Source organism: Pseudomonas sp. FA-1 (assembly GCF_056856075.1).
In genome coordinates, this window is the sequence record NZ_JBWXTH010000005.1 from 154,880 (window position 1) to 172,791 (window position 17,912).

A 17,912-nucleotide genomic window follows, 5' to 3' on the forward strand; every position below is an offset into this window, starting at 1 on the left:
ATGCCGGCCGAACGGGCGCTGAGCGTGCTGATTGCCGAGGATGGCGCGGCGGACCGGCTACTGCTGGCGCAGATCGTCCGGCGTCAGGGGCATGAAGTCTTCACCGCGCAGAACGGCGAGCAGGCCGTGGCGATGTTCGCCGAACAGCGCCCCCACCTGGTGTTGCTCGACGCGCTGATGCCGGTCATGGACGGCTTCGAAGCGGCGCGGCGGATAAAGGCGCTGGCCGGCGAGGCCTTCGTGCCGATCATCTTCCTGACCTCGTTGAACGAAGAAGACGCCCTGGTGCGCTGCCTGGAGGCCGGCGGCGATGATTTCATGGCCAAGCCCTACAGCGCCGTGATCCTGGGCGCCAAGATCCGCGCCATGGACCGCTTGCGTCGCCTGCATGCCACGGTACTGGAGCAACGCGACCAGATCACCCGGCATCACCATCACCTGCTCAACGAACAGCGCGTAGCCAAGGCTGTGTTCGACAAGGTGGCGCACTCCGGTTGCCTGCGTGCGCCCAACATTCGTTACCGACAATCGCCCTACGCCTTGTTCAACGGCGACCTGCTGCTGGCTGCCTATACCCCTTGCGGTGATATGCAGGTGCTGCTCGGCGATTTCACCGGCCATGGCCTTCCTGCGGCGATCGGCGCGATGCCGCTGGCTGAAGTGTTCTATGGCATGAGCGCCAAGGGCTATGGTGTGGCGCACACGCTGCGCGAGATGAACGCCAAGCTCAAGAGCATCCTGCCAGTGGACATGTTCTGTTGCGCAGTGATGCTCAACCTGAGCTTCGAGCGCGGCAGGGTGGAGGTGTGGAGCGGTGGCATGCCGGACGCCTATCACCTGTCGGCCACCGGTGAGGTGATGGCCTCCCTGGTATCCCGCCACCTGCCGCTGGGGATCCTGGCGCCGGAGCGGTTCGACGACAGTACCGAGGTGTTGCCGTTGGCAGTCGGCGAGCGGCTGCTGTTGCTGTCTGACGGCGTGGTCGACACCTGTGACGATCAGGACCGGTTGTTCGGTGTATCGGGCTTGCAGGCGGTTCTGGCAGGAAATCATGATCCTGCGTGCTTGCTCGACGATGTCATGCGCGCCCTGGAACGTTTCGGTGGGCGCCGGCGAGACGATATCAGCCTGTGCGACATCGCCATGATCGAGCCGCAACGGCAGGTGCCGGTGCCGACGGGCTACGCTGACAACGGCCATGGCAGCCCCTTGAACTGGTCGCTGCATTTCGAGCTGCAGGCCGAGAGCTTGAAACGTTTCAATCCCGTGCCATACCTAGTACAACTGTTGCAGGAAATCCACGGCCTGCGGCCAAGCAGTGGGCTCTTGCATACCGTCCTCAGCGAGCTGTATACCAACGCACTCGAACATGGGGTGCTGGGCCTGGATTCACGGCTCAAGCACGATGCCCAGGGGTTCGCCGAGTACTACCGCCAGCGCAACCTGCGCCTGGGGCAAGCGCTGGACGGCTTCGTACGCATCGACCTGGAAGTTGAACCCTTGCCTGCAGGCGGCCGTCTGACAGTAGCAGTACGCGACAGTGGCGCAGGTTTCGACGTGACACGGGTGTTGTCCCGCCACCCAGCGGAACATGGGTTGAGCGGGCGGGGCGTACAATTGGTCCGCAGCCTCTGCCAGGGCGCCGAATGGCTGGAGGGCGGTCGTTGCGCACGAGTGGTATTCTGCTGGTAGGTGTTCGGCGCGGGCCCTGCCCAGGCAGGTACGATCGAGCTTGATCAAGGGAGTGAACAAGTGACTGACATGCATATCGACCAGAAGGTCCTCGCGGATCTTCAAGAGGTCATGGAGGATGGTTACCTGCAATTGCTGGAAACCTTCCTCGAAGACTCCGAGCGACGCCTGAACCAGCTGCATGGGGCCAAGAGCACCGAGGAGCTGGGCCAGGCCGCGCACAGCTTCAAAGGTAGCAGCAGCAACATGGGGGCGGTCGGGCTCGCCGAGTTGTGCCGCCAGCTCGAGGAGCGGGTGCGGCAGCGACCTTTGTATGGAATCGAGGATCTGATCAACCGCATCGACCAGGAATACCTGGAGGTGCAGCGCTTCTATCGCAGTGAGCGACAACGTATTTCCGCCGGCTGAGCAAACCTGGCGCGAGTCTTGCGTGTCTTTGCCTGGACGATTTCACGATTTCCGGCGCGGAGACCTTTCAATGCCTGTCGCACCCAACCCACTGCTGCAAGCCAATGCCCTGGCCAAGCCGTCACGCGCCAGCGCCGCGGCGGCCGACAAGCCGCAATCGGCGGGCAATCAGGGAGGGGATGGCTTTGACCAGGTGATGGCGCGCCAGGGAGGCGATGAAAAGGCGGCCCAGGCCAAGTCGAAGGACAAGCGCGACGAGGCCACCGGCGGCAAGGTGCCGCCGAAGGAAGCACAACCGGTTGCCGAAGCCGGCAATACCTTGCCAGCTTCCGAACAGACGCAAGGCGCTGGCGATAGCAGCCCCCTCGATGCCAACCTGGTGGCCGGCCAGGTCACCGACGCGCAACCCGGTGCGCAGTTGATCCAGGCCCAGGCCGAAGCGGTGGCGCCTGTGTTGCAGGCGGCTGTCCAGTCACCTGCCGAGCCTTTGCCCGAAGAAGAGGCAAGCGCTGAGCCGTTCGATCCCGAGGCCGACCCGTTGGCCAACCTGCCGACCTTGCGCCTGGCCTTGGAGCACAGCGCCCAGGCCAAGGGTACGACGTCCACCCATGCCGCCTCTCCAGGCGATGCCGCCCAGGTCGAAGATGGCCGGACCTCCGTCAATACCTTGGCGAACCTGGTCGACCCGGTGGACGCCGAGCGTGGCCAGTCGCAGCCGGGCGACAAGGCGTTCGGCGAACTGCTCGAAGATGGCCTGAAGGACATCAAGGGAGCCGGCAGCGACACCCGCGTCGATGACTTCGCCGACCGGCTGGCCAGCCTGACCCAGGCCGCCACGCCGAAAGCCGCCAACGCCGTACCCGCCAGCCCACTGCACCAGCCGTTGCCGATGAACCAGAACGCTTGGGCCGAAGGGCTGGTGAACCGGGTGATGTACCTGTCCAGCCAGAACCTGAAATCCGCCGATATCCAGCTCGAACCCGCCGAGCTCGGCCGCCTGGACATCCGCGTCAATGTGGCGACGGACCAATCCACCCAGGTCACCTTCATCAGCGGCCATGCCGGTGTGCGCGATGCGCTGGACAGCCAGGTGCATCGCCTGCGCGAGCTGTTCGCCCAGCAAGGCCTGGCGCAGCCGGACGTGAATGTCGCCGACCAGTCCCGTGGGCAACAGCAACAGCCGGGGCAGCAGGACGGTTCGAACCTCTCGGGCGTCGCGGCACGGCGTGCCATGGCCGGGGGCGGCGAGGAGAGTGAAGTGGCCGAGGCGTCATGGCCGATCGAGCCGCAGGTGGTCATCGGCGACAGTGCGGTGGACTACTACGCCTGACATTTCTTCCTGGCCCTAACCGGCCCCATCGCCGGCAAGCCGCCTCCCACCTGTCCAGCGCTGTTTTCGGAGGCGCTACCGTACCTGTCGGAGCCGGCTTGCCGGCGATAGGGCCGGATCTGCCATCTGCCGGATAAGCGCCGCATCAAATCTGGCATAACACTTGCTCAACCCCCGTCATCCTCCCTTGAAACCCCGATGGACGACGGATTATTGGCATGGCGAAAAGCGAAGCAGTCAAAGACCCCGCCACAAAAGGCAAACTCAAGCTGATCCTGTTGTTGGTGTTGGCCCTGCTCCTGGCGGTCGGTCTCTCCGTGGGCGCCACCTGGTTCGTCATGCACAAGAGCGAGTCGGCCCCGGCGGCCGACCCTGCCCAGGCCAACGCCAAGCCCGCGGCGATCTACGAACCCCTGGCCCCGGCCTTCGTGGTCAACTTCAACCAGAACGGGCGCCAGCGCTACATGCAGGTGAGCATCACCCTGCAGGGTCGCAACCAGGCCGACCTGGATGCGCTCAAAGTGCACATGCCGGTCATTCGCAACAACCTGGTGATGATGTTCTCCGGTCAAGGCTTCGACACCCTGGCTGCCAGTTCGGTGGGCCAGGAGATGCTGCGCCAGAAGGCTACCGCGGTGGTCCAGGAAGTGGCGCAGAAGGAAGTCGGCAAGCCGGTCATCGACCAGCTGCTGTTCACCAATTTCGTATTGCAGTAGGAGCCCCAGATGGCCGTGCAGGACCTGCTGTCCCAGGATGAAATCGACGCCCTCTTGCATGGCGTCGACGATGGGCTGGTACAAACCGAAAGCGCCAGCGAACCCGGCGGCGTCAAGAGCTATGACCTGACCAGCCAGGACCGGATCGTCCGCGGACGCATGCCGACCCTGGAAATGATCAACGAGCGCTTCGCCCGCTACACCCGCATCAGCATGTTCAACCTGTTGCGTCGTTCCGCCGACGTGGCGGTCGGTGGCGTGCAGGTGATGAAGTTCGGCGAATACGTGCATTCGCTGTATGTCCCGACCAGTCTGAACCTGGTCAAGATCAAGCCGCTGCGTGGTACCGCGCTGTTCATCCTCGACGCCAAGCTGGTGTTCAAGCTGGTGGACAATTTCTTCGGCGGCGACGGGCGGCACGCCAAGATCGAGGGGCGTGAGTTCACCCCGACCGAGTTGCGGGTGGTGCGCATGGTCCTGGACCAGTGCTTCGTCGACCTCAAGGAAGCCTGGCAGGCGATCATGCCGGTCAACTTCGAGTACATGAACTCCGAGGTCAACCCGGCCATGGCCAACATCGTCGGCCCCAGCGAGGCGGTGGTGGTGTCGACGTTCCACATCGAGCTGGACGGCGGTGGCGGCGACCTGCACGTGACCATGCCGTACTCGATGATCGAGCCGGTGCGCGAGATGCTCGATGCGGGCTTCCAGTCCGACCTGGACGACCAGGACGAACGCTGGGTCAAGGCCCTGCGCGAGGACGTGCTGGACGTCAGCGTGCCGCTGTCGGCCACCGTGGCCCGTCGCCAGCTGAAGCTGCGCGACATCCTGCACATGCAGCCGGGCGATGTGATCCCGGTCGAGCTGCCCGAGCACCTGGTGCTGCGGGCCAACGGCGTGCCGTCGTTCAAGGCGCGCCTGGGCTCGCACAAGGGCACCTTGTCGCTGCAGATCATCGACCCGATCGAACGCCGCTGACGGCGTGCCGGTCGCTATTTCCGAATTGAATGCCTGTCGAGGACATCATGGCTAACGAAAACGAGATCACCTCCCCGGAGGAACAGGCCCTGGCCGATGAGTGGGCGGCTGCCCTGCAGGAAACCGGCAACGCCGGCCAAGCCGACATCGACGCGCTGCTGGCGGCCGACAGCGGCAAGCCGGGCGCGGGTCGCCTGCCCATGGAAGAGTTCGCCAGCTCCCCGCGGCCCAGCGACAACGTCAGCCTCGAAGGGCCGAACCTGGACGTGATCCTGGATATCCCGGTGAACATCTCCATGGAAGTGGGCAGCACCGAGATCAGCATCCGCAACCTGCTGCAGCTCAACCAGGGGTCGGTGATCGAGCTCGACCGCCTGGCCGGCGAGCCGCTGGACGTATTGGTCAACGGCACCCTGATCGCCCATGGCGAAGTGGTGGTGGTCAACGAGAAGTTCGGCATCCGCCTGACCGACGTGATCAGCCCCAGCGAACGCATCAAGAAGCTGCGCTGAGTGAAGGGCGCGATGCGGGGCCTGACGGCCCTCGGTACGTTGCTGGCCAGCGAGGCGGTGATCGCGGCGGCCCAGACGGGCGCGCCGGCGCCGGCCAGCCCTGGCAGCCTGGGAGGGCAGCTGGCGCAGATGGTCTTCGGCCTGTTGCTGGTGGTTGGCCTGATCTTCTTCCTCGCCTGGCTGCTGCGCCGCATGCAGGGGGCAGCGCCCCGCGGCACCCAGGTCATCGAGATCGTCGGCAGCCGCGCCATCGGCCCGCGTGACCGCCTGCTGTTGGTGCAGGTGGGCAAGGAGCAGATCCTCATCGGCCATACCCCCGGCAGCATCGAGGCGTTGCATGTGCTGGCAGAACCCGTGGAGGTGCCCGCCGGTGCCCGCCCGGCTACGCCGGAGTTCGCCCAGCGGTTGCTCGAGCTGATGGGCAAGGACCAGAAGGACAAGACGTGATGAGTGGCGCCCTGCGCATCCTGTTGAGCACCTTGTTGCCGCTCGCGCTGCTGCTGGCTGCGCCGTTGGCGGTGGCCGCCGACCCGTTGTCGGTGCCGGCCATCACCCTGTCCAGCGGGCCGGACGGGCAGCAGGAATATTCGGTCAGCCTGCAGATCCTGCTGATCATGACGGCGCTGAGCTTCATCCCGGCGTTCGTCATCCTGATGACCAGCTTCACCCGCATCATCATCGTCTTCTCCATCCTGCGCCAGGCCCTGGGCCTGCAGCAGACGCCTTCGAACCAGGTGCTCACCGGCATGGCGTTGTTCCTGACGCTGTTCATCATGGCGCCGGTGTTCGACCGGGTGAACCAGGATGCCCTGCAGCCCTACCTGAACGAACAGCTGACCGCCCAGCAGGCGATCGACAAGGCCCAGGGGCCGTTGAAGGACTTCATGCTGGCGCAGACCCGGCAGAGCGACCTGGACCTGTTCGTGCGCCTGTCCAAGCGCACCGACATCGCCAGCCCCGAGCAGGCGCCGCTGACCATCCTGGTGCCGGCGTTCGTCACTTCGGAGCTCAAGACCGCATTCCAGATCGGCTTCATGATCTTCATCCCGTTCCTGATCATCGACATGGTGGTGGCCAGCGTGCTGATGGCCATGGGCATGATGATGCTGTCGCCGCTGATCATCTCGCTGCCGTTCAAGATCATGCTGTTCGTGCTGGTCGATGGCTGGGCGCTGATCATGGGTACCCTGGCCGGCAGTTTCGGTGGCGTGTGACGCCGCCAAGGAGAGCCTTGCATGACACCTGAAGTGGCCGTAGACCTGTTTCGCGATGCCCTTTGGCTGACCACCCTGATGGTCGCGGTGTTGGTGGTGCCAAGTCTGTTGGTCGGCCTGGTGGTGGCGATGTTCCAGGCCGCCACGCAGATCAACGAACAGACCCTGAGCTTCCTGCCGCGCCTGCTGGTGATGCTGGTGACGCTGATCGTCGTCGGGCCCTGGCTGGTGCAGAAGTTCATGGAGTACTTCATTGGCCTGTACACCAGCATCCCGCAGCTGATCGGTTGAGGCCCCCATGCTGGAGCTGACCGACACGCAGATCGGCACCTGGGTCGCCACCTTCATCCTGCCGCTGTTCAGGGTGGCCGCGGTGTTGATGACCATGCCGATCTTCGGCACGCGCATGATGCCGATGCGCATTCGCCTGTACGTGGCCCTGGCGATCACGGTGGTGATCGTCCCAGGCCTGCCGCCGTTGCCCGAGATCGACCCGCTGAGCCTGCGTGGCGTGCTGTTGTGCGGGGAACAGATCATCGTCGGTGCGTTGTTCGGCTTTGCGCTGCAGTTGCTGTTCCAGGCCTTCGTGGTGGCCGGGCAGATCGTCGCGGTGCAGATGGGCATGGCCTTCGCGTCCATGGTCGACCCGGCCAACGGCGTCAACGTGGCGGTGATCAGCCAGTTCATGACCATGCTGGTGAGCATCCTGTTCCTGGTGATGAATGGCCACTTGGTGGTGTTCGAGGTGCTGACCGAAAGCTTCACCACCCTGCCAGTGGGCAATGCCCTGGTGGCCAATCATTTCTGGGAGATGGCCGGGCGCCTGGGCTGGGTATTCGGCGCAGGGCTGTTGCTGATCCTGCCCGCGATCACGGCGCTGCTGGTGGTCAACATCGCCTTCGGCGTGATGACCCGGGCGGCGCCGCAACTGAACATCTTCTCCATCGGTTTCCCGCTGACCCTGGTGCTGGGCATGGGCATCTTCTGGGTCGGCCTCGCCGATGTCCTTTCCCATTACCAGGCATTGGCCAGCGAAGCGCTGCAATGGCTGCGTGAACTGGCACGGGCGCGCTGAACATGGCAGAGAGCGAAAGCGGTCAGGACAAGACAGAAGAACCCACGGACAAGCGCAAGCGCGATGCGCGCGAGAAGGGCGAGATCGCCCGCTCCAAGGAGCTCAACACCGTGGCGGTGACCCTGGGCGGCGCCGGCGGGCTGTTGGCGTTCGGCGGCTACCTGGGGGAGACACTGCTGGACCTGATGCGCCTGAACTTCAGCCTGCCCCGCGAAGTGCTGGTGGATGAAAGCGCCATGGGCGTGTTCCTGCTCACCTCGGGCAAGATGGCGATCTGGGCCGTTCAGCCGGTCCTGATCCTGTTGTTCGTGATCGCCCTCATCGCGCCGGTCGCCCTGGGCGGGTTCCTGTTCTCCGGCAGCCTGTTGCAGCCGAAGTTCAGCCGCATGAACCCGCTTTCGGGAATCAAGCGCATGTTTTCGATGAACTCGCTGACCGAGCTGCTCAAGGCCCTGGCCAAGTTTTTCGTGATCCTCGTGGTGGCACTGCTGGTGCTGGCCAACGACCGCCAGGCGTTGCTGGCGATCGCCAAGGAGCCGATGGAACAGGCGATCATCCACAGTGCCCAGGTGGTGGGTTGGAGTGCATTGTGGATGGCGGCGGGTTTGCTGCTGATCGCGGCGGTGGACGTGCCGTTCCAGCTGTGGCAGACGCACAAGAAGCTGAAGATGACCAAGCAGGAGGTGCGCGACGAGTACAAGGACTCGGAGGGCAAGCCGGAGGTCAAGCAGCGCATCCGCCAGTTGCAGCGGGAGGTGTCGCAGCGGCGGATGATGGCGGCGGTGCCGGATGCCGATGTGATCATCACCAACCCCACGCACTATGCCGTAGCGCTCAAGTACGACCCGGAGAAGGGTGGGGCGGCGCCGTTGTTGCTGGCCAAGGGGACCGACTTCATCGCCTTGAAGATCCGCGAGATCGGGGTCGAGCACAAGGTGCAGATTCTCGAGTCGCCGGCGCTGGCGCGGGCGATCTACTACTCGACGGAGCTCGAGCAGGAGATCCCGGCGGGGTTGTACCTGGCGGTGGCGCAGGTGCTGGCCTACGTGTTCCAGATTCGTCAGTACCGGGCGGGTAAGGGCAAGGCGCCGGAGCCGCTCAAGCCTGACCTGCCGATTCCGCCTGATCTGCGGCGGGATGAATGAGGTGTAGGGCGATAGGGCATCAGCGCCTGTGATATCCAGCGCCGCCCGCGCGGCGCATCGCGAGCTGGCGCCGCCTACCTCAAGACAAACCCTGCCGTCTTAAACCCAAAGTTGGAAGGCTTCTTGCAAAGCCACCGCCAAACCGCCCAATTGCGTCAAAGTTTTGCTTCATAGAGGATTCCCGGTGGATCGCACCCAGCTCATCAACAGCGCCCGAAACAACCTGGCCGGCCTCGGCCGGGGCAACATCGGCGTGCCGCTGTTGCTGCTGGTGATGATGGCAATGATGATGTTGCCCATCCCACCTTTCCTGCTCGACGTCTTCTTCACCTTCAACATCGCCCTGTCGATCGTGGTCCTGCTGGTGTGCGTCTACGCCTTGCGCCCGCTGGACTTCGCCGCGTTTCCCACGATCCTGCTGGTGGCCACGCTGCTGCGCCTGGCGCTGAACGTCGCCTCCACCCGGGTGGTCATGCTCCACGGCCACGAAGGCCATCAGGCCGCGGGCAAGGTGATCCAGGCCTTCGGTGAGGTGGTGATCGGCGGCAACTACGTTGTCGGTGCCGTGGTCTTCGCCATCCTCATGATCATCAACTTCGTCGTGGTGACCAAGGGTGCCGGCCGTATCTCCGAGGTCAGCGCGCGCTTCACCCTCGACGCCATGCCCGGCAAGCAGATGGCCATCGATGCTGACCTCAACGCCGGCCTCATCGACCAGGGGCAGGCCAAGGCACGACGTGCCGAGGTCGCCCAGGAAGCCGAGTTCTACGGCTCCATGGACGGTGCCAGCAAGTTCGTGCGCGGTGACGCCATCGCCGGCCTGCTGATCCTGTTCATCAACCTCATCGGCGGCATGCTCATCGGCATGCTGCAGCATGGCATGCCCGCCGGCGAGGCTGGCAAGGTGTACGCCCTGCTGACCATCGGTGACGGTTTGGTGGCGCAGCTGCCGTCGCTGCTGCTGTCCACCGCCGCCGCGATCATGGTCACCCGTGCCTCCAGCTCCGAGGACATGGGTAAGCTGATCAACCGGCAGATGTTCGATTCGCCCAAGGCCCTGGCTGTATCGGCGGCGTTGATGATTGTCATGGGTTTGGTCCCGGGCATGCCGCACATCGCCTTCCTCGGCCTTGGCGGGTTGGCCGCTGGCGGCGCCTACCTGGTCTGGCGCAAGCAGCAGCAGGCCAAGCTCAAGGCCCAGGAAGAAGCGCAGCGCCAGCAGGACCTGCTGCCCTCGCCGCAACGTGCCCTGGAAACCAAGGAGCTGGGCTGGGATGACGTGACTCCCATCGACATGATCGGCCTGGAAGTGGGCTACCGCCTGATCCCGCTGGTCGATCGCAACCAGGGCGGGCAGTTGCTGGCGCGGATCAAGGGGGTGCGCAAGAAGCTGTCCCAGGACCTGGGCTTCCTCATGCCCACCGTGCACATCCGCGACAACCTCGACCTGCAGCCTAGTGCCTATCGTCTGACACTGATGGGGGTGATTCTCGCCGAAGCCGAGATCTACCCCGACCGTGAGCTGGCCATCAACCCAGGGCAGGTGTTCGGGACGCTCAACGGCATCGCCGCGCGCGACCCAGCGTTCGGCCTGGAGGCGGTATGGATCGACGTCGGCCAGCGTGCCCAGGCGCAGTCGCTGGGTTACACCGTGGTCGATGCCAGTACCGTGGTGGCCACCCACCTCAACCAGATCCTGCAGAAGCATTGCCATGAACTGATCGGCCATGAAGAGGTCCAGCAATTGTTGCAGGTGCTGGCCAAGGGTTCGCCTAAACTTGCTGAAGAACTGGTGCCGGGTGTCATTTCCTTGTCGGGCTTGCTCAAGGTCCTGCAGGCGTTGCTGTCCGAGCAGGTTCCGGTACGTGACATCCGCAGTATCGCCGAGGCGATCGCCAACAATGCGGGCAAGAGTCAAGATACCGCCGCGCTGGTCGCGGCAGTGCGCGTCGGATTGTGCCGTGCCATCGTGCAAAGCATTGTCGGCGTTGAGTCGGAGCTTCCTGTGATTACCTTGGAGCCAAGGTTGGAACAGATCTTGCTCAATAGTCTGCAAAGGGCCGGGCAAGGCCAGGAAGACGGTGTTCTCCTGGAACCTAGCATGGCCGAGAAGCTGCAGCGCTCGTTGATCGAGGCGGCCCAGCGCCAGGAGATGCAGGGCCTGCCGGCCATCCTCCTGGTCGCCGGCCCGATCCGCGCCATGCTGTCGCGATTCGGCCGCCTGGCTGTACCGAATTTGCATGTTCTGGCGTATCAGGAAATACCTGACAACAAGCAAGTCACCATCGTTGCCACCGTGGGCCCCAATGGCTGAGGTAGTGGGTTATGCAAGTTAAGCGTTTTTTCGCCGCCGATATGCGTCAGGCCATGAAGCTGGTCCGGGATGAGCTGGGCGCCGACGCCGCCATCATCGGCAACCGGCGCATCGCCGGCGGTGTCGAGTTGACGGCCGCGCTGGACTACAAGCTGTCTGCCCTGGCTCCGCGGGTGCCGAACATCGAGCTCGAGGACGAGCTGCGCAAGACCCAGTCGCGCATTGCCACCGCACAGGCCGAACTGAGCAGCCGCCACGAAGGTGACGAAGGCAACCGACAATTGTTCGCCGGCCTCTCGCTGACCGCGTCCGAACCGCTGGTAGAACCCCATGTCGATGCGCCGGCCCCGGCTGCCGTGCCTGCCTCGGCACCGGTCGACCCGCGCCTGTTCGACGCCATGCGCTCGGAGCTCTCGGGCCTGCGCGAGCTGCTCGAAGTGCAGCTCGGCTCCCTGGCCTGGGGCCAGCTGCAGGGCAACAAGCCGCAGCAGGCCAACCTCTGGCGCCGCCTGCAGCGCATCGGTCTGTCGGGCCCCATCGCCCGCGAAGTGCTCGAGCTGACCGGCGAGATCGAAGAACCTCGCCAGGCCTGGCGCATGGTTCTGGCGCACCTGGCGCGGCTGATCCAGGTGCCCGAGGTGGAACCGATCGAGGAGGGCGGGGTGATCGCCATGGTCGGCCCGGCCGGCATGGGCAAGACCACCACCCTGGCCAAGCTCGCCGCACGCTACGTGCTCAAGTATGGCGCCCAGCAGCTGGCGTTGGTGAGCATGGACAGCTTCCGCATCGGTGCCCAGGAGCAGCTCAAGACCCTGGGCAGGATCCTCAATGTACCGGTGACCTACGTCGACCCCGGCCAGTCCCTGGCCCAGGCCCTGGAGCCACTGCTGCGCAAGCGCGTGGTGCTGATCGATACCGCTGGCCTGCAGGCCAGCGACCCGGCCCTGCGCATGCAGTTGGAGACCCTCGCCGGGCGCGGCATTGCCGCCAAGAACTACCTGGTGCTGGCGACCACCAGCCAGAAGCAGGTGCTCACCGCCGCCTACCACAGCTACAAGCGTTGTGGCCTGGCCGGGTGCATCCTGACCAAGCTTGATGAAACGGCCAGCCTCGGTGAAGTACTGAGCCTTGCCATCAGTCATGAATTGCCGGTGGCCTATCTGACCGATGGGCCGCGCATTCCTGACGACCTGCACTTGCCGCGCAAGCACCAGTTGGTTAGTCGTGCGGTCAGTGTGCAGCTGCAGGACGAGCCCAGCGAAGAGGCAATGGCCGACATGTTCGCTGATCTCTACCACAACCCTGGCAAGCGTGTGGGTTGACGAATGGACATCGCAAAGTACCTACACGAAAGGGGCGCTTTCCAACCCCTTGTGTGGCCTGGGCCCCGAGACAAGGTAAAGAACAAATATGGGTAGCATGCATCCCGTACAGGTGATCGCCGTGACCGGCGGTAAAGGCGGCGTCGGCAAGACCAACGTTTCAGTGAACCTGTCCCTGGCCCTGGCTGACCTGGGGCGGCGGGTCATGTTGCTGGACGCCGACCTCGGTCTTGCGAACGTCGACGTCCTGCTGGGCCTTTCGCCCAAGCGCACCCTGGCCGATGTCATCGAGGGGCGCTGCGAACTGCGCGATGTGTTGCTGCAGGGGCCTGGCGGAGTCCGGATCGTGCCGGCGGCCTCCGGGACCCAGAGCATGGTGCACCTGGCGCCAGCGCAGCATGCCGGCCTGATCCAGGCGTTCAGCGAAATCGGTGACAACCTCGATGTGCTGGTGATCGACACCGCCGCAGGGATCGGCGATTCGGTGGTCAGTTTCGTCCGTGCCGCCCAGGAAGTGTTGTTGGTGGTGTGCGACGAGCCGACTTCGATCACCGATGCCTATGCGCTGATCAAACTGCTCAACCGCGACTACGGCATGAATCGCTTCCGCGTCCTGGCCAACATGGCGCAGAGCCCGCAGGAGGGGCGCAACCTGTTTGCCAAGTTGACCAAGGTCACGGATCGGTTCCTGGACGTCGCCCTACAATACGTCGGTGCCGTGCCTTACGACGAATGCGTGCGCAAGGCGGTGCAGAAGCAGCGGGCGGTCTACGAGGCCTTCCCTCGGTCCAAGTGTGCGCTGGCCTTCAAGGCCATCGCGCAGAAGGTCGACAGCTGGCCGCTGCCTGCCAATCCGCGTGGGCACCTTGAGTTCTTCGTCGAGCGCCTGGTGCAACCCACCAGTGCAGGGCCGGTACTATGAATGCGAGTGGTTACAAGATGTACAGCAGGGCGGCGCGCGATGCCCAGTATGAACTGGTCGAGCGTTATGCCCCGCTGGTCAAGCGCATCGCCTATCACCTGCTGGCACGCCTGCCGGCCAACGTGCAGGTCGAGGACCTGATCCAGGCGGGCATGATCGGCCTGCTGGAAGTGGCCAACAAGTACGACGCCAGCAAGGGCGCCAGCTTCGAGACCTACGCCGGTATCCGCATCCGTGGCGCCATGCTCGACGAAGTGCGCAAGGGCGATTGGGCGCCGCGTTCGGTACACCGCAATACCCGTATGGTCAGCGATGCGATCCGTGCCGTTGAAGCCAGAACCGGTCGTGACGCTAAAGATCATGAAGTTGCTGCCGAACTCCAATTGAGTCTCGATGATTATTACGGGATCTTGAACGACACCCTGGGCAGCCGCCTGTTCAGCTTCGACGACCTGCTGCAGGACGGCGAGCACGAAGGGCTGCACGAGGATGGCGCCAGCGGCCAGCTGGAGCCGGCGCGGGACCTGGAGGACGAGCGCTTCCAGGCCGCCTTGGCCGAAGCGATCGCCAACCTGCCGGAACGCGAACGCCTGGTCCTGGCGCTGTACTACGACGAGGAGCTGAACCTCAAGGAAATCGGTGAGGTGCTTGGGGTCAGCGAGTCGCGCGTCAGCCAGTTGCATAGCCAATGCGCGGCGCGCCTGCGCAGCCGCCTGGGAGAATGGCGGGCGCGTTGAGCCAGGGTTCGCCGCAGTCGTTGCACGTTGTACCGAATTGATTGAACGCGCGCCCGGGGGCCGGGCGCGTTAAAGACTGCTTGGAGGTCTAATTGAACAAAGACATGAAAATCCTCATCGTTGACGACTTCTCGACGATGCGGCGGATCATCAAGAACCTGTTGCGTGATCTTGGCTTCACCAACACCGAAGAAGCCGACGACGGCACCACGGCGCTGCCGATGCTGGAAAACGGCCATTACGACTTCCTTGTGACCGACTGGAACATGCCTGGCATGTCCGGCATCGACCTGCTGCGCAAGGTACGCGCCCATGACCGTCTCAAGGGCATGCCGGTGCTGATGGTCACCGCTGAAGCCAAGCGTGACCAGATCATCGAAGCCGCCCAGGCTGGGGTCAACGGCTACGTGGTCAAGCCTTTCACGGCCCAGGTGCTCAAGGAAAAGATCGAAAAGATCTTCGAACGCGTCAACGGCTGAGTCACGTCAGGGGGCGCCATGGAGCAAATGAATACATCGCTCGGGGAGTTCGAGACGACCCTGAAGAAACATGCCCAGGAACTGGTCGAGAGCCTCGAGCGCGGCCGGTTCGGCGAGGCGGTGCAGCTGATCCACCAGCTGAACCAGACCCGTGACCGTGGCCTGTACCAGGAAGTCGGCAAGCTCACCCGCGAGCTGCACAGTGCAATCGTCAGCTTCCAGATCGACCCGCGCATGCCGCAGGCCGAGGAAGTCTCGCAGATCACCGATGCCACCGAGCGCCTGTCCTACGTGGTCAAGCTGACCGAGGGCGCGGCCAACCGGACCATGGACCTGGTCGAGGCCGGCACGCCGGTGCTCAACGACCTGGCGGCCGAGGCCCAGAGCCTGAGCGCCGACTGGCAGCGCTTCATGCGCCGGGAAGTCGCAGCGCCTGAGTTTCGCGAGCTGGTCAAGCGCGTCGACAGTTTCCTGACGCACAGCGTGGAGGGTAACCGCAAGGTTGCCGGTCACCTCAACGACATTCTCCTGGCCCAGGACTATCAGGACCTGACCGGCCAAGTGATCAAGCGCGTGACCGCGCTGGTCACCGAGGTGGAGAGCAACCTGCTCAAGTTGGTGCTGATGGCCAGCCAGGTGGACCGTTTTGCCGGTATCGAACACGACCACCAGCAACTGCGCGCTGAAAAAGATCAAGAAAAACATCCGACTCGGGGTGAAGGTCCGCAGATTCATGCCGATAAGCGTGAAGATGTCGTGTCCGGTCAGGACGACGTCGACGATTTGCTGTCCAGCCTGGGTTTTTAAGGAGCACGTTCAATGAGCTTCGGCGCCGATGAAGAAATCCTCCAGGATTTCCTGGTAGAGGCCGGCGAAATCCTCGAGCAATTGTCCGAGCAACTGGTCGAGCTGGAAAGCCGACCCGAAGATGCCGACTTGCTCAACGCGATCTTCCGCGGTTTTCACACTGTAAAAGGGGGCGCCGGTTTCCTTCAGCTCAACGAGCTGGTGGAGTGCTGCCATATCGCCGAGAACGTGTTCGACATCCTGCGCAAAGGTGAGCGCCGGGTCGATGCGGAACTGATGGACGTGGTCCTCGAAGCGCTGGATACCGTCAACAGCATGTTCGGCCAGGTGCGCGAGCGCAGCGACATCACCCCGGCCACGCCGGAACTGCTGGCGGCGCTGTCGCGCCTGGCCGAGCCTGCCGGTGCCGACAGCGCTGCGCCCGCCGTCGAGGCGCCGGTGGCGGCCGAGGCCGAAGTGCCAGCGGTCGAGCCGGACATCACCGACAGTGAATTCGAACAGCTGCTCGACTCCCTCGATGCAGTCAAGGCCCAGGCCGCCGAGCAGATGCAGGGCGAGGTCGTGGGCGGCGAGGGTGACGAGATCACCGATGCCGAATTCGAATCGCTGCTCGACCAGTTGCACGGCAAGGGCCAGTTCTCCCCTGAAGTCGTGGCTGCCACACCAGCGGCCAGCACCTCGGCGCCTGCGGCATCCGACGAAATCACCGACGACGAATTCGAAGCGCTGCTCGATCAACTGCATGGCAAGGGCACCTTCGCCGCCGATGCGCTGGCGGGTGCGGCCGCACCTGCCGCCCCGGCAGCCCCTGCCGAGGCGGGCGGCGAGCACATCACCGACAACGAGTTCGAAGCCCTGTTGGACCAGTTGCACGGCAAAGGCAAGTTCTCCAGCGATGCGCTGGCCACCCAGGCGCCTGTCGCACCCGCTGCCGCCAGCGCCGCACCGAAGGCCGATAGCAAGCCGGTCGCCAAACCCGAGCCTGCCCCAGCCGCCAAGCCTGCCGCTGCCAAGCCCGTGGCCCCGGCACGCGCTGTGGCACCGGCTGGCGATAAGCCTGTGGCCAGCGAGGCGGAAACCACCGTGCGGGTCGATACCGCGCGCCTGGACGAGATCATGAACATGGTCGGCGAGCTGGTGCTGGTGCGTAACCGCCTGGTGCGCCTGGGCCTGAACAGCGGCGACGAGGCCATGTCCAAGGCCGTCTCCAACCTCGACGTGGTCACCGCCGATCTGCAGACCGCGGTCATGAAGACCCGCATGCAGCCGATCAAGAAAGTCTTCGGCCGCTTCCCTCGCCTGGTCCGCGACCTGGCCCGCCAGCTCAAGAAGGAAATCAACCTGGAGCTGGTCGGTGAAGAGACCGACCTGGACAAGAACCTCGTCGAAGCCTTGGCCGACCCGCTGGTGCACCTGGTGCGCAATGCCGTCGACCATGGCATCGAGATGCCCGACGAACGCGAAGCCTCCGGCAAGGCGCGTACCGGCCATGTGGTGTTGTCCGCCGAGCAGGAGGGCGACCATATCCTGTTGTCGATCTCCGACGACGGCAAGGGCATGGACCCGAACGTACTGCGCGCCAAGGCCGTGGAAAAGGGCCTGATGGATAAGGACGCCGCCGAGCGCCTGAGCGAGTCGGACTGCTACAACCTGATCTTCGCCCCCGGCTTCTCCACCAAGACCGAGATCTCCGACGTGTCCGGCCGTGGCGTGGGCATGGATGTGGTCAAGACCAAGATCGCCCAGCTCAATGGCTCGATCAATATCTTCTCGGCCAAGGGCCAGGGCTCGAAGATCGTCATCAAGGTGCCGCTGACCCTGGCGATCATGCCGACCCTGATGGTGATGCTGGGCAACCAGGCGTTCGCCTTCCCGCTGGTCAACGTCAACGAGATCTTCCACCTGGACCTGTCGCGCACCAACGTGGTCGACGGCCAGGAGGTGGTGATCGTGCGCGACAAGGCGCTGCCGCTGTTCTACCTCAAGCGCTGGCTGGTCCAGGACCAGGTGCACGAGGAGCAACGGGAGGGCCATGTGGTGATCCTCTCGGTCGGTACCCAGCGCATCGGCTTCGTCGTCGACCAACTGGTGGGGCAGGAGGAAGTGGTGATCAAGCCGCTGGGCAAGATGCTCCAAGGCACCCCGGGCATGTCTGGTGCGACCATCACCGGCGACGGTCGTATTGCGTTGATCCTCGACGTACCGAGCATGCTCAAGCGTTACGCCGCGCGGCGTTATTGATTTCGGTGGCGCACCCTGGC

Annotated in this window: 18 protein-coding genes; all 18 read left to right on the top strand. The window is 64.2% G+C overall.

What is annotated here, in order from left to right; all coding sequences use genetic code 11:
* The gene (locus tag AC1MHZ_RS11370) at positions 1 to 1,692 is read left to right on the top strand and encodes an ATP-binding SpoIIE family protein phosphatase (RefSeq protein WP_084858228.1); all 1,692 of its coding nucleotides are present in this window, start codon (positions 1 to 3) and stop codon (positions 1,690 to 1,692) included.
* A 60-nt stretch (positions 1,693 to 1,752) separates the two neighbouring features.
* On the top strand, positions 1,753 to 2,100 hold the full coding sequence (locus AC1MHZ_RS11375) for an Hpt domain-containing protein (protein ID WP_084858328.1): 348 nt from the start codon (positions 1,753 to 1,755) through the stop codon (positions 2,098 to 2,100).
* A 70-nt stretch (positions 2,101 to 2,170) separates the two neighbouring features.
* Complete coding sequence (locus tag AC1MHZ_RS11380) at positions 2,171 to 3,430, top strand: flagellar hook-length control protein FliK (RefSeq protein WP_482966367.1); 1,260 nt, start codon at positions 2,171 to 2,173, stop codon at positions 3,428 to 3,430.
* Between the two features lie 218 nt (positions 3,431 to 3,648).
* The gene (gene fliL, locus AC1MHZ_RS11385) at positions 3,649 to 4,146 is read left to right on the top strand and encodes a flagellar basal body-associated protein FliL (protein ID WP_084858226.1); all 498 of its coding nucleotides are present in this window, start codon (positions 3,649 to 3,651) and stop codon (positions 4,144 to 4,146) included.
* A gap of 9 nt (positions 4,147 to 4,155) precedes the next feature.
* Positions 4,156 to 5,124 (top strand): flagellar motor switch protein FliM, encoded by a 969-nt coding sequence (gene fliM / locus AC1MHZ_RS11390; protein ID WP_084858225.1) that lies wholly within the window; start codon positions 4,156 to 4,158, stop codon positions 5,122 to 5,124.
* Positions 5,125 to 5,171: 47 nt separating this feature from the next.
* Complete coding sequence (fliN, locus tag AC1MHZ_RS11395; protein WP_084858327.1) at positions 5,172 to 5,636, top strand: flagellar motor switch protein FliN; 465 nt, start codon at positions 5,172 to 5,174, stop codon at positions 5,634 to 5,636.
* Between the two features lie 12 nt (positions 5,637 to 5,648).
* A complete protein-coding gene (gene fliO / locus AC1MHZ_RS11400; RefSeq protein ID WP_368830014.1) occupies positions 5,649 to 6,083 on the top strand; it encodes a flagellar biosynthetic protein FliO in 435 nt (144 codons plus the stop codon).
* Entirely contained in the window at positions 6,083 to 6,850 is a 768-nt protein-coding gene (fliP, locus tag AC1MHZ_RS11405) for a flagellar type III secretion system pore protein FliP (RefSeq protein WP_084858224.1), read from the top strand. Before fliO ends, fliP begins: the two co-directional genes overlap by 1 nt.
* Positions 6,851 to 6,871: 21 nt before the next feature.
* The gene (fliQ, locus tag AC1MHZ_RS11410; RefSeq protein WP_224456386.1) at positions 6,872 to 7,141 is read left to right on the top strand and encodes a flagellar biosynthesis protein FliQ; all 270 of its coding nucleotides are present in this window, start codon (positions 6,872 to 6,874) and stop codon (positions 7,139 to 7,141) included.
* A gap of 7 nt (positions 7,142 to 7,148) precedes the next feature.
* Entirely contained in the window at positions 7,149 to 7,925 is a 777-nt protein-coding gene (gene fliR, locus AC1MHZ_RS11415) for a flagellar biosynthetic protein FliR (RefSeq protein WP_482966368.1), read from the top strand.
* A 2-nt stretch (positions 7,926 to 7,927) separates the two neighbouring features.
* Positions 7,928 to 9,070 (top strand): flagellar biosynthesis protein FlhB, encoded by a 1,143-nt coding sequence (gene flhB / locus AC1MHZ_RS11420; RefSeq protein ID WP_465001282.1) that lies wholly within the window; start codon positions 7,928 to 7,930, stop codon positions 9,068 to 9,070.
* 184 nt (positions 9,071 to 9,254) lie between these two features.
* Positions 9,255 to 11,384, top strand: a complete 2,130-nt coding sequence (flhA, locus tag AC1MHZ_RS11425; protein WP_084858220.1) for a flagellar biosynthesis protein FlhA — start codon at positions 9,255 to 9,257, stop codon at positions 11,382 to 11,384.
* Between the two features lie 11 nt (positions 11,385 to 11,395).
* The gene (gene flhF / locus AC1MHZ_RS11430) at positions 11,396 to 12,706 is read left to right on the top strand and encodes a flagellar biosynthesis GTPase FlhF (protein ID WP_084858219.1); all 1,311 of its coding nucleotides are present in this window, start codon (positions 11,396 to 11,398) and stop codon (positions 12,704 to 12,706) included.
* 88 nt (positions 12,707 to 12,794) lie between these two features.
* A complete protein-coding gene (gene fleN / locus AC1MHZ_RS11435; RefSeq protein ID WP_224456383.1) occupies positions 12,795 to 13,628 on the top strand; it encodes a flagellar synthesis regulator FleN in 834 nt (277 codons plus the stop codon).
* Positions 13,625 to 14,365, top strand: a complete 741-nt coding sequence (gene fliA, locus AC1MHZ_RS11440; protein ID WP_084858217.1) for an RNA polymerase sigma factor FliA — start codon at positions 13,625 to 13,627, stop codon at positions 14,363 to 14,365. The genes fleN and fliA overlap by 4 nt, the downstream gene beginning before the upstream one ends.
* Positions 14,366 to 14,469: 104 nt before the next feature.
* Positions 14,470 to 14,844: a chemotaxis response regulator CheY gene (locus tag AC1MHZ_RS11445; RefSeq protein WP_011534888.1), complete on the top strand. Its 375-nt coding sequence runs from the start codon at positions 14,470 to 14,472 to the stop codon at positions 14,842 to 14,844.
* Between the two features lie 18 nt (positions 14,845 to 14,862).
* Positions 14,863 to 15,651 carry a protein phosphatase CheZ gene (locus AC1MHZ_RS11450; RefSeq protein ID WP_084858216.1) on the top strand — a complete coding sequence of 263 codons (789 nt, stop codon included), beginning with the start codon at positions 14,863 to 14,865 and terminating at the stop codon, positions 15,649 to 15,651.
* A gap of 12 nt (positions 15,652 to 15,663) precedes the next feature.
* Entirely contained in the window at positions 15,664 to 17,892 is a 2,229-nt protein-coding gene (locus AC1MHZ_RS11455) for a chemotaxis protein CheA (protein WP_324815529.1), read from the top strand.
* The last annotated feature ends 20 nt before the right edge of the window (positions 17,893 to 17,912 follow it).

Excerpts from the sequence above, each read along its gene's own strand:
- fliL (WP_084858226.1), top strand. The coding sequence starts at position 3,649 with ATGGCGAAAAGCGAAGCAGTCAAAGACCCCGCCACAAAAGGCAAACTC.
- fliQ (WP_224456386.1), top strand. The coding sequence starts at position 6,872 with ATGACACCTGAAGTGGCCGTAGACCTGTTTCGCGATGCCCTTTGGCTG.
- fliM (WP_084858225.1), top strand. The coding sequence starts at position 4,156 with ATGGCCGTGCAGGACCTGCTGTCCCAGGATGAAATCGACGCCCTCTTG.
- AC1MHZ_RS11455 (WP_324815529.1), top strand. The coding sequence starts at position 15,664 with ATGAGCTTCGGCGCCGATGAAGAAATCCTCCAGGATTTCCTGGTAGAG.
- AC1MHZ_RS11380 (WP_482966367.1), top strand. The coding sequence starts at position 2,171 with ATGCCTGTCGCACCCAACCCACTGCTGCAAGCCAATGCCCTGGCCAAG.
- fliR (WP_482966368.1), top strand. The coding sequence starts at position 7,149 with ATGCTGGAGCTGACCGACACGCAGATCGGCACCTGGGTCGCCACCTTC.
- AC1MHZ_RS11445 (WP_011534888.1), top strand. The coding sequence starts at position 14,470 with ATGAAAATCCTCATCGTTGACGACTTCTCGACGATGCGGCGGATCATC.
- AC1MHZ_RS11370 (WP_084858228.1), top strand. The coding sequence starts at position 1 with ATGCCGGCCGAACGGGCGCTGAGCGTGCTGATTGCCGAGGATGGCGCG.
- flhB (WP_465001282.1), top strand. The coding sequence starts at position 7,928 with ATGGCAGAGAGCGAAAGCGGTCAGGACAAGACAGAAGAACCCACGGAC.
- AC1MHZ_RS11450 (WP_084858216.1), top strand. The coding sequence starts at position 14,863 with ATGGAGCAAATGAATACATCGCTCGGGGAGTTCGAGACGACCCTGAAG.
- flhF (WP_084858219.1), top strand. The coding sequence starts at position 11,396 with ATGCAAGTTAAGCGTTTTTTCGCCGCCGATATGCGTCAGGCCATGAAG.
- fliO (WP_368830014.1), top strand. The coding sequence starts at position 5,649 with ATGCGGGGCCTGACGGCCCTCGGTACGTTGCTGGCCAGCGAGGCGGTG.
- fliN (WP_084858327.1), top strand. The coding sequence starts at position 5,172 with ATGGCTAACGAAAACGAGATCACCTCCCCGGAGGAACAGGCCCTGGCC.
- fliP (WP_084858224.1), top strand. The coding sequence starts at position 6,083 with ATGAGTGGCGCCCTGCGCATCCTGTTGAGCACCTTGTTGCCGCTCGCG.
- fleN (WP_224456383.1), top strand. The coding sequence starts at position 12,795 with ATGGGTAGCATGCATCCCGTACAGGTGATCGCCGTGACCGGCGGTAAA.
- fliA (WP_084858217.1), top strand. The coding sequence starts at position 13,625 with ATGAATGCGAGTGGTTACAAGATGTACAGCAGGGCGGCGCGCGATGCC.